Raw genomic sequence first — 12,360 nt, 5'->3', positions numbered from 1 at the left:
CGCCTAGCCGAGCCGCGCTCGTCTCCGAAGCCGGGTTGCGCGCGCCGTGGCCAATTCCTGTGTCAGAGTGCAGTTTCGCGACGCGAAATTGCACTCTGACCCCGGTTCCGGACCCCGGCTCTACCCGGTTTCGAAACAAGCAAAGGCCGGCATGTGCCGGCCTTTTCGGTGACGCGTGGACTCAGGAGTTCCACCACATCAGGAATTCGTGCCACAGCCGCTTGAAGAAGCCGGCCTCCTCGACCGCCTCGAGCGCGACCAGGGGACGCTCCGCAATGACCTTACCGTCGAGGACGACGCGCACGGTGCCGATCTGCTGGCCCTTCTCGATCGGCGCGACCAGGGTCTCGGGGATGTCCATCGATGGCTTGAGCTGCGCGTACTTGCCGCGCGGCATGCTGACCAGCATCGGCTCGGCCACGCCCAACTGCACCTCGTCGGCCTTGCCTTTCCAGACCTTCTGCGTCGACACCGCCTTCTGGCCGTCGTAGACCGCGTGGGTCTCGAAGAAGCGGAAGCCCCAGTTGAGCAGCGCCAGCGAATCGGTCGCGCGCTGGGCTTCACTGGTCGATCCCATGACGACCGAGATCAGCCGCTGGTCGCCGCGCAGCGCCGAGGCCATCAGGCAGTAGCCGGCGCCGGAATGGTGGCCGGTCTTGATCCCGTCCACGCTGTCGTCGCGCCACAGCAGCCGGTTGCGATTGTGCTGAGTGATCGGCCCGACCGTGAATTCCTTGATCTTGTTGTGCGCATACTCCTTGGGATAGTCGCGCACCATCGCGCGGCCCAGGATCGCCAGGTCGTGCGCGGTCGAGTAATGCTCAGGACCGGACAGGCCGGTGGCATTGGTGAAGTGGGTGTTCTTCATGCCGATACGTTCGGCATAGGCATTCATCAGCTGCGCGAACGCCTCCTCGCTGCCGGCCACGTGTTCGGCCAGCGCAATCGCGGCGTCGTTGCCGGACTGCACGACCATGCCGATCTCCATATCCAGCAGCGGTGCGGTCTGGTTCACCGGGAAGCCGCTGTAGCTGCCGTCGGTGCCGGCGCCGCCCTTGCGCCAGGCGTTCTCGCTCATCAGCACCTGGTCGTCCGGCTTGACCTTGCCGGCCGCCATCTCGGCGGCGATCACGTAGCTGGTCATCACCTTGGTGATGCTGGCAGGCTCCACGCGCTCGTCGGCGTTCTCGCCGGCCAGCACCTGGCCGGTCGCGTAGTCCATCAACACCCAGGCCGTGCCGGTCACCTCCGGCGGCGGGGGTGTGGGCAGCGCATCGCTGAGTGCAGCGCCGCCCTGGGCGGCGGCGGCCGGCGCAGGCGCCGGTGCGGGTGTCGGCCGCGGCGCGGGGTCCTGGGCGACCGCAAGGCCGACCACCGCGGTGGCCATGGCGGCCAGCAACATGCGCGAAACGACGACAGGCACTTTCATCTGCAACGGAACTCCGGAATGCCCGCCGCGAGGGCCGGCGGAAAAATGGGAAGAAAAACGTCAGTCGCGCACGACGGTCGGCGCGCCAAAGCCCAGCCCGGCGACGCGCGAGGTCATCTCGGCGACGCGCGCAGCTTCGACCGGACCGACGCGCAGACGCCAGACCGGCTTGCCGGCGGCGGTACCGTCCTCGAGCTGGGCTGCGCCGATGCCGGCGCCGCGCAGCGTGGCGAGCGCACGTTCGGCATTGGCCCGGGCGCCGAACGCGGCGACCTGCAGCGTGACGCCACCCGACACCGGCGCGGCAGTCGGATGTGTGGGCGCAGGGATCGGCGCAGCGGCGACCGGGACTGGCACCGCTGCGGGAACAGTCGCGGCCGCGACGGCGCCATTGATCGGGACCTGACGCCCGTTCTCGAGCTTGAGCCCGCGCGCGGCGAGCCAGGCATCGAAATCGTCGGCGGTCATGACCTTGCCGTTCTGGTACATGTTGAACCGCCCGTCCGCCGCGCTGGGCTGCGGCAGTGGCGCGGGGCGCTCGCCGGCGCGCGCGCTGGCGATCGGCAGCGCCTCGACGATGGCATCGATCGTGCTCGCCGCCGGGCGCGGCGCGGCCGCGGCGACCGAGGCGTTAGGCGCGGCGGTCGGCGATGCCTGCGCGACGGCGCGGTAATCGTGCCGGGCGTTCTCGCCCGGACTCAGCGCGCGGACTTCGACCCGGCCGGTGCCGGCCGGATGGATGCCGATCTTGACCGCGGCGGCATAGCTGAGGTCGACGACGCGGCCGTCGTGGAACGGACCGCGGTCGTTGACCCGCACCACCACCGACTGCCCGGTGTCGAGGTTGGTCACGCGCGCGAAACTGGGCAGCGGCAGCGACTTGTGCGCCGCGGTGAACGCGTACATGTCGTAGACCTCGCGGTTGGAGGTCAGCCGGCCGTGGAACTTGGCGCCGTAGTACGAGGCGGTCCCGGTCTCGACGAACTCGCTGTGGTCGTCGAGTACGCGGTAGGTCTTGCCGAGCACCTGGTAGGGGCTGCGGTTGCCGATCTGAGAACGCGGCAGGTCGACGACCTCCGGCTCGGGAATCGCATCGACGTTGGGCAGGTAGTCGGGCAGGCTGTCGGGGACGCCGGGCCGGTAGAGGCCGCCTGCGGTGTAGTGCCCGCGGGTCCGGGGGTCTTCCTGCGCCGGCGCGTAGGGCGAAACCCGGCGCGCGCCGTGTCCGGACGACCCGGCAACCGGCGCTGCGACGCGTTCGCCGCCGGAGGCGGCCGCCGGCTTCTTGGGCGCGCCCGCGCAGCCGGCGAGCATCAGCAGTGCGGCCGCCGGCAGCAGCCAGCGGATCACGGGCCGACCCCCGCCCGGATCGCCTGGGCCAGCTGGTGCACCGAGAGCGAGTACATCGGCGAGCGGTTGTAGCGGGTGATCACGTAGAAATTGCGATACGCCAGCCAGTACTCGCTGCCCGCCTCGCCTTCCAGCGACAGCAGCGTGCCGCCCTCGGCGGTGGGCTCGCCAGGACGTGGTGTGTAGCCGCGCGCGGCAAGGTCGGCCAGCGGATACACCGGCTCCCAGTTCTCGGGCTTGAAGTCGGCGGCGCCGTCGGCGCGCTGCGCGCGCGCGACCACCGGCCCGCCACGCTGCCAGCCGTGGACGACGAAGTAGTTCGCGATCGAGGCGAACACGTCGGGCTTGTGGGTCAGCAGGTCGCGGCGACCGTCGCCATCGCCGTCCTTGGCCCACAGCCGATAGCTCGACGGCATGAACTGGCCCATGCCCATCGCGCCGGCATAGCTGCCCTTGAGCTCGCCGATCGCCAGCTGCGGCTCGGCCTTCTGCAGCGCGAACAACTGCGCCAGCTCGCCGGCGAAGAACCGCGCGCGCGGCGGGTAATCGAACGCCAGGGTGTAGAGCGCGTCGAGCACTTTCCAGCTGCCGGTCACGCGGCCGTAGCTGGTTTCCACACCGATGATCGCGACGATGTACTCGGCCGGCACGCCGCTGTCGGCGGCGACACGCTCGAGCGCCTCGCGGTTGTCGCGATAGAACGCCACGCCGCCATCGATGCGCGCCGGGTTGATGAAGATCGGCCGGTAATCGCGCCAGGGCCGCACGGCCTCGGCGGGGCGGCTGATCGCATCGAGGATCTTCTGCTGGACCTGCGCCTGCGCCAGTGTGGCGCGGATGTGCGCAGGATCGATTCCGTAGGTCGTCGCCGTGTAATCGACGAAGTTCTCCACGCGTTGCGCGCGCGCGATCGCCGGATCGGTCACCGACGGCGGCGCGGCCGGTCGTTCCGGCGGCTGCGGCACCGAGGGCAGCAGCGCGCCCTCCGGGCGTCCAGGCTCGGCCAGCGGCGTGATCGCGCGGTAGTCGTCGGCCTGGGCTTCGGCGTGATTGGCAGGCGTCGCGCATGCCGCCAGTGCGAGCGGCAGCGCGGCCAGGGAGAGTCGGAAGAACGGGCGTCGGCTCATCGGCGGCGAGGGTAGCACGCGTGCACGCAACGCCAACACTGCACCGCCGTCATCGTTGTGACGCGGTCAGCGACGCCGGAGGCCACTCGCCTGCACCGCCATCACCACGCCGAAGCCCGCAAGCAGCGACACCGCGGCGGTCCCGCCGAAACTGAGCAGCGGCATCGGCACCCCGACCACCGGCAACAGGCCCGAGATCATGCCGCCGTTGACGACCACGTAGACCGACATCGCCAGGCCCAGGCTGCCGACCAGCAGCCGCGAGAAGCCGTCGCGCGCCTGGCTGGCGATCCACAGGCAACGGGCGATCACGAACAGGTAGAGCGCCAGCACGACCACGACCCCGAGCCAGCCGAATTCCTCGCTGAGCACCGCGAACACGAAGTCGGTCGTATGCTCGGGCACATAGTTGAGATGGGACTGCGAGCCGTCGCCCCAGCCCTGCCCGGTCAGGCCGCCCGAGCCGATGGCGATCCGGGACTGGATGATGTTCCAGCCCGTTCCCAGAGGATCGGACTCGGGGTCGAGGAAGGTCAGAATGCGGTCCTTCTGGTAGGGCTGCAGATACCAGAACCAGGCCGCGGGCGCGCCCACCGCGGCGACGGCAGCACCACCGACGAACCACCACCACGACAGGCCCGCGAGATACAGCGCGAATGCGCCGCCCGAGGCGACCAGCACCGCGGTGCCCAAATCGGGCTGCAGCAGCACCAGGCCGGTGGGCAGGCCGATGATCGCGGCCGCGACCGCGATCGCGCCCAGCCGCGGCGGCGTGGGCTGCTGTCCCAGCCACCAGGCGGCCATCATCGGCAGCGAGAGCTTCATCAGCTCGGCCGGCTGCACATAGAACACGCCCAGGTTGAGCCAGTGCTGGCCGCTGCGGCCGGTGCCCACGAACAGCACCGCGATCAGCGGCAGCAGCGATGCGGCATAGGCCAGTGGCGTGAAGCGTCGAAGCTGCACGGCCGGAATCCGCGACAGCAGCCACATCGCCGCCAGGCCCACGGCGTAGCGCCCGGCCTGGGACCCGACCATCCCCATGTTCTTGCCGCTGGCGCTGTGCAGCACCGCCAGGCCGATGCCCATCAGCGCCGCCAGCGCCGCCAGCAACGGCCAATCGAGCGTCCGGCTGAAGCGCAGCCACAGATCCAGCAGCCAGCGCAGGATGATCTTCATCGCGGCGCCTCCGCACGTGCCGGCGACGCGACCGCCGCTGGCGGGACCGTGCGCACGCCGTCGATCACGCCGTCGAAGGAGACCTCGCGCGCCAGCGCCGCCCCCTGGCCGGCGGCGGCGACCGCAGCCGGCACGCCTGTCGCCGGGTCCACCTCGACCTCGGGCATCTCGCCCAGCAGCCAAGCATCGAAGATCCGGCGCGCGATCGGCGCGGCCGCGGTGCCGCCGTAGCCGCCATGCTCGACGATCACCGCAACGGCGATGGTCGGATCCTCGGCCGGCGCATAGCCGACGAACAAGGCCTGGTGGCGCAGGTGGTAGGGCAGCGCGCGCGGATCGAGGCTGGCATTGCCGCGGCGGCTTACGCGCTGCGCGGTGCCGGTCTTGCCAGCCATGCGGTACTGCGCGCCGCGCGCCATCGCGGTCGCCGAGCCGCGCCCGTGGATCGTATTCATCATCCCCTCCTGGACGGCGCGCAGGTGGTCGGGGCGTTCGGTGATGCGCTCGCCGGCCGGGCGTGCGATCGCTCGCCACGGCGCATCGAAGCCGTCTCGCCGCTCGGCGGCCAGGTGCAGCGTGTTCAACGTGCCGCCATTGGCGATCGCCGCGGTGCCGCGCGCCAGTTGCAGCGCAGTCGCGATCCAGTAGCCCTGACCGATGCCCGCGATGACGGTTTCGCCGGCATACCAAGGCTCCTTGCTGCGCTGGGCCTTGTAGCGCGGCGACGGCACCACGCCGGCGTTCTCGCCGAGCAGGTCGATCCCGGTCGGCTGGCCGAAGCCGTAGCGCGTCATGTACTGGTCGAACCGCTCGATGCCCATCTCGTAGGCGAGTTGGTAGTAGTAATAGTTGATCGAACGGGAGATCGAGTCGCGCAGGTCGGTCCAGCCGCCGCCGCGCCCCGCGTCGCGGTAGCCGCGCCGCTGGCCCGGGATGAAGAACTCGCCGGTGGAAAACACCCGGTGCTCAGGCGTGCGCAGGCCACTGTCGAGACCGGCGAGCGCGACCAGGGGCTTGACCGTCGAGCCTGGCGGGCCGCCGCCCAGGACGTTGCGGTTGAACAACGGCCGCGCCGGGTCGTCCATCAGCCGGCGGTAGTCGGTATGCGAAATGCCGTTGACGAACAGATTGGGGTCGAAGCTCGGCAGGCTGACCATGCCCAGGATCAGGCCGGTCTTGGGCTCGACCGCGACCGCCGAGCCGTGCAGTCCGCCGAAGGCGAGCACCATCGCGCGCTGCAGGTCGGCATCGATGCTCAGCCGCAGGTCGGTGCCCGCGGTCGCCGGCACCAGGCCCAGCCGGCGCAGCGCGCGCCCTTCCACGTTGGTCTCGACCTGTTCGTAGCCGATCTTGCCGCGCAACTGCTCGTCGTAGTAGCGCTCCAGTCCGGTCCGCCCGGTCTGCGGGAACAACAGATGCGCCTGGCCGTAGCGCTCGATGTCGCTGTCGTCGGTGCGGCCGACATAACCGATCACGTGCGCGAACAGGTCGCCGTAGGGGTAGTGCCGGTTGAGATAGGGCACGACCTCAACGCCAGGGAAGCGCCAGCGGTCGATCGCGAAACGCGCCATCTCGTCCTCGCTGATGCGCAGCTTCAGCGTCACCGGCCGGAACGAACGCTGCGCCTTGCGCTCGCGCTCGAAGCGCGCGATGTCGTCGGGCGACAGCGCGATGATGCGCGACAGCTCGGCGACCAGATGCCGGGGATCGCCGGCCTCTTCGGGGGTGACATCGAGCCGGTAGGCCTGCTCGTTGCTGGCCAGAATGCGGCCTTGCCGGTCGTAGATCAGCCCGCGACCGGGCACCACCGGACGCGGCTTGATGCGGTTGGCCTCCGAGCGTTTGGCGTAGACCTCGTGGTCGATCACCTGCAGTTTGAAGTACCAGCCGGCCAGCACCGCGAGCGCGACCACGACCAGGGCAAACCCCAGCAGCGCGCGACGCGCGAACGCAGCCGCCTCGGCGGCGTTGTTGCGCACATTCGAACGACGACGCCCGGCCACGTGCCGCTACGTCCGGCGCCCGAAGCGCAGTGCGTCCATGACCAGGTACAGCGGCGCCCACAGCAGCATGCCCAGCAGCGGCGCGATCCAGTACGTCCATGGCAGTTGCGGCAGGCCCAGCGCGCCGTGGATCGCAGCACTGACAATGCGGTCGTTGAGCAGCAGGCCGCCGACCGCCGCCGCCTGCTGGGCGACCGGGAAGAAGCGCAACTGCGAGCGGAAGCGCTGCAGGATGAAGCTCATCACCACCAGCCGCAGGGCCTGCTCGCCCAGCAGGCCACCGAACGCGAGATCGGCGATCAGACCGATGCAGAACGCCAGGCCCAGGCCAGCGCGGTCGGGGTCCTCGATCACCCAATAGGCGATCACCAGCGCCAGCCAGAACGGGCGCAGCGGCTGCAGGCCGGTCGGCAGCGGCAACAGGCCGAGCAGCAGCGCCGCCAACAGGCTCACCGGCAGCAACCAGGGCTTGCGACGGCGGATCATGGCGTCGGCCCCGGGACCGGCGGTGTCGGTTCGGTCGCGGCCGGCGTCGCAGCGGCGGCGTCGCCCGCGCCAGTCTGCGCACCGCCTGCGGTGGCCTCGGCAGCAGCGGCGGCCTCCGCCCTGGCGCGCAATGCCGCCTCGCGCTCGGCCGCCGCCGCGTCCAGATCGGCGGTGGTCACCGGCACGACTTCGTCGCGCAGCAGCAACACGTCGCGCCCGCGGTCGAACTGCGCAGCCGGCGTCAGGCGCCCGATCAGGAACGCGCGGCTGTCGTCAGGCTCGAGCGAGGCGATCGTGCCGACCGGGAACCCCGGCGGGAACCGGCCACCCAGGCCCGAGGTCACCATCGCGTCGCCGACCTGGACATCGGCCGACAACGGGACGTTGCGCAGCAGCAGCGCATCGGGATGCCCGCTGCCGTAGGCGACCAGGCGCACGCCGTTACGCGCCACGACCACCGGCACCGCATGTTCGAGATCGGTCACCAACAGCACGGTCGCAGTGGCAGACGTCGTCGCGATGACCTGGCCGAGCAGACCGCCGGCGTCGATGACGCTCTGCCCGGTGCGCACGCCGTTGCGGGTGCCGGCATCGAGCAGCAGCCGCTGCCGCGTCGGATCCTGGTCGACATCGAGGACCGGTGCCAGCTGCACGTCCAGATTGCCCTGCCCGACCGCGCCCAGCAGCCGGCGCAGGCGGGCATTCTCGGTCGCCTCGACCCGCAGCCGGGCCTGGCGGGCGTTGAGCACCAGCAGTTCGTTGCGCAACCGGCGATTGTCCTCGGCCAACTGGGCGCGGGTCGCCGCATCGTTGCGCATGCTCGTGCCCAGACGCGACGGCAGGCCGGCCAGCCACCACAACGGCTGGACGATGATCGCCGCCTGATGCCTGGCCTCCGACAGCCAGCTGCCGCGGTGGTCCATGACGATCAGCACGCACGACAGCGCCAGATAGGCCAGCAGCCGCAGCGTGCCGGACACGTCGCCAGATCGGGGAGCCGGTGAGCTGGAAGACGACATCGGGCGTGTTGTCCTGATGGAAGTCGATCATCAGTCCCGCGGCAGCGGGACGCCAGCGACCAGGGACCGGGCGGACGGCAGGGCGGGCCCCTCATGCCTGCCGCGAGGACGGAACGCGCTGCCCTCGACCGAAGACATGCCGATGGCGCCGCGCGCGGTCAGTCCGCGAAGAACTCGTTGCCGTGCAGGTCCAGCAGTTCCAGCGCACGGCCGCCGCCCCGGGCGACGCAGGTCAGCGGGTCCTCGGCGACCTGCACGTGCAGGCCGGTGGCCTCGCTGATCAAACGGTCGAGGTCGCGCAGCAGCGCGCCGCCGCCGGTCAGCACGATGCCGCGCTCGGCGACGTCGGCGCACAGCTCGGGCGGCGTCTGCTCAAGCGCCTGCTTGACCGCTTCGACGATGCCCGACAGCGGCTCGCGCAGCGCGTCGAGCACCTCGTTGGAGCTGATCGTGATGACCTTGGGCACGCCCTCGGCCAGATGCCGGCCCGAGACCTCGATCTCGACCACGGGCTCCTGCTGGTAGGCGCAGCCGATCTCGAGCTTGATCCGCTCGGCGGTCGCATCGCCGATCAGCATGCCGTGGTTGCGGCGCACGTAGTTGATGATCGACTCGTCGAACCGGTCGCCGCCGATGCGGGCCGACTGCGAATAGACGATGCCATTGAGCGCGATGACCGCGACCTCGGTGGTCCCGCCGCCGACGTCGACCACCATCGAGCCGCGCGCCTCGGTCACCGGCATGCCGGCACCGATCGCCGCGGCCATTGGCTCTTCGATCAGCGAGACCTCGCGGGCACCGGCCTCGAGCGCCGAATCCTTGATCGCACGCTTCTCGACCTGGGTCGAGCCGGCCGGCACGCAGATCAGCACGCGGGGGCTGGGGCGCAGGAAGCGCGACTTGTGCACTTTCTTGATGAAGTGCTTGAGCATCTCCTCGGTGTACGTGAAGTCGGCGATGACGCCGTCCTTCATCGGGCGATGCGTGGTGATGTTGCCCGGCGTCCGGCCCAGCATCTGCTTGGCCTCGGCGCCGACCGCCGCGACGACCTTCTGACCGGCGGTCCGGTCCTGGCGCACGGCCACGACCGACGGCTCGTTGAGCACGATGCCCTGGCCGCGGACGAAGATCAGCGTATTGGCGGTGCCCAGGTCGATGGACAGGTCGTTGGAAAACAGGCCGCGGAACTTCTTGAACATCGGAAAAGGGCGTCCGTCAGAGGGGGCGACACAAGCGCGCTAGCCTAGCAAAAAAGCCGGTGCCCGCGGCGCCCCGAACGCCCTGCAATGCCCCCGACCAGACGCCCGGGGCGGCCCGCCCGCAGGGCTCGGGCCCGCGGCTCGGCCAGCCTGCGCCGCGCCCTGAGCGGCCCGCACGCGGCCCGCACGCGGCCCGGCGCGCACCGGGTTAACGTAAACTAACCGGCCTTTCGACGACGACGAGTTGCATGCGATGTCTGCATTGATCTGCGGTTCCCTGGCCTACGACACCATCATGGTGTTTCCGGACCAGTTCAAGAACCACATCCTTCCGGACAAAGTGCACATCCTGAACGTCTCGTTCCTGGTTCCGCGCATGCGCCGCGAGTTCGGTGGCTGCGCGGGCAACATTGCCTACAACCTGAAATTGCTCGGCGGCAACCCGATCCCGATGGGCACCGTGGGCCAGGATTTCGGCCCCTATCGCGAATGGTTCACCGAGCTGGGCATTACGCTCGATCACGTGCGCGAGATCCCCGAGCTGTTCACGCCCCAGGCGTTCATCACCACCGATCACGACAACAACCAGATCACCGCGTTCCATCCCGGCGCGATGATGCGCAGCCACGAGAACCACGTGAAGGACGTGCCCGGCGTGACCATCGGCCTGGTCGGCCCCGACGGCCGCGAAGGCATGCTGCAGAACGCGCGCGAGTTTTCCGAGGCCGGCACCCCGTTCGTCTTCGATCCGGGCCAGGCAATGCCCCTGTTCAACGGTGACGAGTTGCGCCAGTTCATCGAGCTGGCCGACTACGTGATCGTCAACGACTACGAGTCCAACCTGCTGCAGGAACGTACCGGCTGGGACGAGAAGGTCATCGCCGGCAAGGTGCGCGCCTACATCTGCACGCGGGGCCCCAAGGGTGTGGTGATCCATGCCGAGGGCCAGACCCACGACGTGCCGCCAGCCCACGAGCGCCGCGTCACCGACCCGACAGGCTGCGGCGACGCGTTCCGCGCCGGCCTGCTGTTCGGCATCGACAAGGGCTACGACTGGCTCACCATCGGCCGCATCGGCAACCTGATGGGCGCGCTGAAGGTCGAGCATCCCGGCACCCAGAACCAGCGCTTCGACTACGAGGAGTTCTCGCTGCAGTTCCGGCAGCAGTTCGGGTATTCGCTGGAGAGCAAGGGCGGCTGATACTTCCTTTCAGAAACGCAAGACAGGGCGCCTCTGGGCGCCCTGTCTCGTTATGCGCAATTGAGAGACCCACACCCATCTTTCCAGAACTTAAAGAAGATTCTCGACTAAGAAAATCTATCGAAGCGTCCTGACAAGCAGATCGATAGCGTCGATACACTCTTGGACGCGGATACTATTTATCTGCACCTGCGAACCGTGAACCTGGTGGTACCCGCCTTGGAGCCTAGACAACGGCACGCCCTTGTGGGCAGCCACAATGCCGGCGGTATTGAAATCCCGGAGCGCGACAGAGTACTTCGTTTTGAAGTCATCAACGGTCCGCGCTGAGACAGTTCGACGGGTAAAATATCCCGGATGCGCCAGATAAGCGTTAAAGAGCGTGTCGGCACTGGCATCAGATAAAGCGCCAAATGCTGTAGCCGGCCCCAAATTTTGGGTTAAACGATTCCCTACTATCACATGAATGCGCGGGACCCGCAGCCCATGAACGTGTGCCTGAGCAGCGAAAGTCCAAGATCCATAAATTGGGTGGGGCGGAGACTGCCCATGCAGGAGAATAAACATTGCATTGGCTGCAACACGCGATGAGTCATCTGCGTTAACCGGCGTCACAAGCCTATCCGCTGCGGACATGGCAAGCTCTGTGTAAATCGCAAAACTTGGATTCGTATCAATGAGTACAATCCACTCAGAATCATCTCGATCAACCACACTCTCGATAAATTTTCTGAAAATCTGATGGACCCACATCCACGGCCTCATCGTCGGAGTCAGTGCGGGAGCATCAGCAGCGCGAGTGATCGCGGGCGACATAGGCTCCAAGTTCCCATCGCCGCAGAGAAGATATAAATTTTCCGGCATGCTTGGGTTATAACCGCTGACATGAACCAAGTAATTATCAGGATTCGGCAAGGGTGCGCCCGGGCCTCCAGCAATCACTGAGCTAGCGTAGCCAACGACTGTTTTTGGAGTCGCGTGAGTGCAGAGCGCAAGAACTGAATTTTCGCCGTTAGTACCTCCACCCAATAGCATCATACTGACGTTTGATTGCGGACAAAGGTCTATAACAAGAACCTTTTTATTAGGATTTAGCTCCGCATATCTTGACGCCGCATGGAATGTGATCGTGCTTTTTCCAACACCACCTTTATTGTTCCACACAGCATAACTTCGAATTAGTGACATTTCGATCCATCCATTGAGTCGGAGCGGTATCTTACAGCGCCTTCCCCTGTCGCGAGCAACCCTTAAAAGCCCAGGGCGGTCTCAAGAATCAAGTGCAACACGTGATTTGAAGTCGATGATTTCCCTCTCCATCACCTGGGCTGGTGTTGCCCAGCCGAGCGTCTTGCGCGGTCGCCCGTTCA

The 12,360-nt window shown here is 67.9% G+C and carries 10 protein-coding genes; 1 reads left to right on the top strand and 9 read right to left on the bottom strand.

The genetic code is table 11. The features are described 5' to 3' along the window. Window positions 1-181: 181 nt before the first annotated feature. The 8 genes from ABE487_RS17005 to ABE487_RS16970 form a co-directional block, all read right to left on the bottom strand. Complete coding sequence (locus ABE487_RS17005; RefSeq protein ID WP_346452782.1) at window positions 182-1,402, bottom strand: D-alanyl-D-alanine carboxypeptidase family protein; 1,221 nt, start codon at window positions 1,400-1,402, stop codon at window positions 182-184. 87 nt (window positions 1,403-1,489) lie between these two features. Next, window positions 1,490-2,743, bottom strand: a complete 1,254-nt coding sequence (locus tag ABE487_RS17000; RefSeq protein WP_346452781.1) for a septal ring lytic transglycosylase RlpA family protein — start codon at window positions 2,741-2,743, stop codon at window positions 1,490-1,492. Window positions 2,744-2,775: 32 nt separating this feature from the next. Next, entirely contained in the window at window positions 2,776-3,906 is a 1,131-nt protein-coding gene (gene mltB, locus ABE487_RS16995; protein ID WP_346452780.1) for a lytic murein transglycosylase B, read from the bottom strand. 66 nt (window positions 3,907-3,972) lie between these two features. Then, entirely contained in the window at window positions 3,973-5,082 is a 1,110-nt protein-coding gene (rodA, locus tag ABE487_RS16990; RefSeq protein WP_346442798.1) for a rod shape-determining protein RodA, read from the bottom strand. Next, the gene (mrdA, locus tag ABE487_RS16985; protein WP_346452779.1) at window positions 5,079-7,085 is read right to left on the bottom strand and encodes a penicillin-binding protein 2; all 2,007 of its coding nucleotides are present in this window, start codon (window positions 7,083-7,085) and stop codon (window positions 5,079-5,081) included. The genes rodA and mrdA overlap by 4 nt, the downstream gene beginning before the upstream one ends. Before the next feature lie 6 nt (window positions 7,086-7,091). Continuing rightward, on the bottom strand, window positions 7,092-7,571 hold the full coding sequence (gene mreD / locus ABE487_RS16980; RefSeq protein ID WP_346442795.1) for a rod shape-determining protein MreD: 480 nt from the start codon (window positions 7,569-7,571) through the stop codon (window positions 7,092-7,094). Beyond that, window positions 7,568-8,590 carry a rod shape-determining protein MreC gene (mreC, locus tag ABE487_RS16975; RefSeq protein ID WP_346452778.1) on the bottom strand — a complete coding sequence of 341 codons (1,023 nt, stop codon included), beginning with the start codon at window positions 8,588-8,590 and terminating at the stop codon, window positions 7,568-7,570. Before mreC ends, mreD begins: the two co-directional genes overlap by 4 nt. 158 nt (window positions 8,591-8,748) lie before the next feature. Further along, on the bottom strand, window positions 8,749-9,789 hold the full coding sequence (locus ABE487_RS16970) for a rod shape-determining protein (protein WP_183427806.1): 1,041 nt from the start codon (window positions 9,787-9,789) through the stop codon (window positions 8,749-8,751). Window positions 9,790-10,042: 253 nt separating this feature from the next. On the opposite strand from ABE487_RS16970, the gene ABE487_RS16965 reads away from it, so the two are divergent. Next, window positions 10,043-10,990, top strand: coding sequence for a carbohydrate kinase family protein (locus tag ABE487_RS16965; RefSeq protein WP_346447028.1), 948 nt, complete (start codon window positions 10,043-10,045; stop codon window positions 10,988-10,990). Window positions 10,991-11,107: 117 nt separating this feature from the next. Here ABE487_RS16965 and ABE487_RS16960 read toward each other — a convergent pair whose 3' ends face one another. Continuing rightward, a complete protein-coding gene (locus ABE487_RS16960) occupies window positions 11,108-12,178 on the bottom strand; it encodes a ParA family protein (protein ID WP_346452921.1) in 1,071 nt (356 codons plus the stop codon). Window positions 12,179-12,360 lie beyond the last annotated feature (182 nt).

This window comes from Luteimonas sp. TWI596 (genome assembly GCF_039674105.1).
In the GTDB taxonomy this organism is placed as follows: Bacteria; Pseudomonadota; Gammaproteobacteria; order Xanthomonadales; family Xanthomonadaceae; genus Luteimonas.
This window is presented reverse-complemented; position numbering and strand designations above follow the sequence as displayed.

Coding starts and splice junctions, on each gene's coding strand:
- ABE487_RS17005 (WP_346452782.1), bottom strand. CDS start 1,402: ATGTTGCTGGCCGCCATGGCCACCGCGGTGGTCGGCCTTGCGGTCGCC.
- mreC (WP_346452778.1), bottom strand. CDS start 8,590: ATGTCGTCTTCCAGCTCACCGGCTCCCCGATCTGGCGACGTGTCCGGC.
- ABE487_RS16960 (WP_346452921.1), bottom strand. CDS start 12,178: ATGTCACTAATTCGAAGTTATGCTGTGTGGAACAATAAAGGTGGTGTT.
- mltB (WP_346452780.1), bottom strand. CDS start 3,906: ATGAGCCGACGCCCGTTCTTCCGACTCTCCCTGGCCGCGCTGCCGCTC.
- ABE487_RS16970 (WP_183427806.1), bottom strand. CDS start 9,789: ATGTTCAAGAAGTTCCGCGGCCTGTTTTCCAACGACCTGTCCATCGAC.
- mreD (WP_346442795.1), bottom strand. CDS start 7,571: ATGATCCGCCGTCGCAAGCCCTGGTTGCTGCCGGTGAGCCTGTTGGCG.
- ABE487_RS17000 (WP_346452781.1), bottom strand. CDS start 2,743: ATGCTCGCCGGCTGCGCGGGCGCGCCCAAGAAGCCGGCGGCCGCCTCC.
- rodA (WP_346442798.1), bottom strand. CDS start 5,082: ATGAAGATCATCCTGCGCTGGCTGCTGGATCTGTGGCTGCGCTTCAGC.
- ABE487_RS16965 (WP_346447028.1), top strand. CDS start 10,043: ATGTCTGCATTGATCTGCGGTTCCCTGGCCTACGACACCATCATGGTG.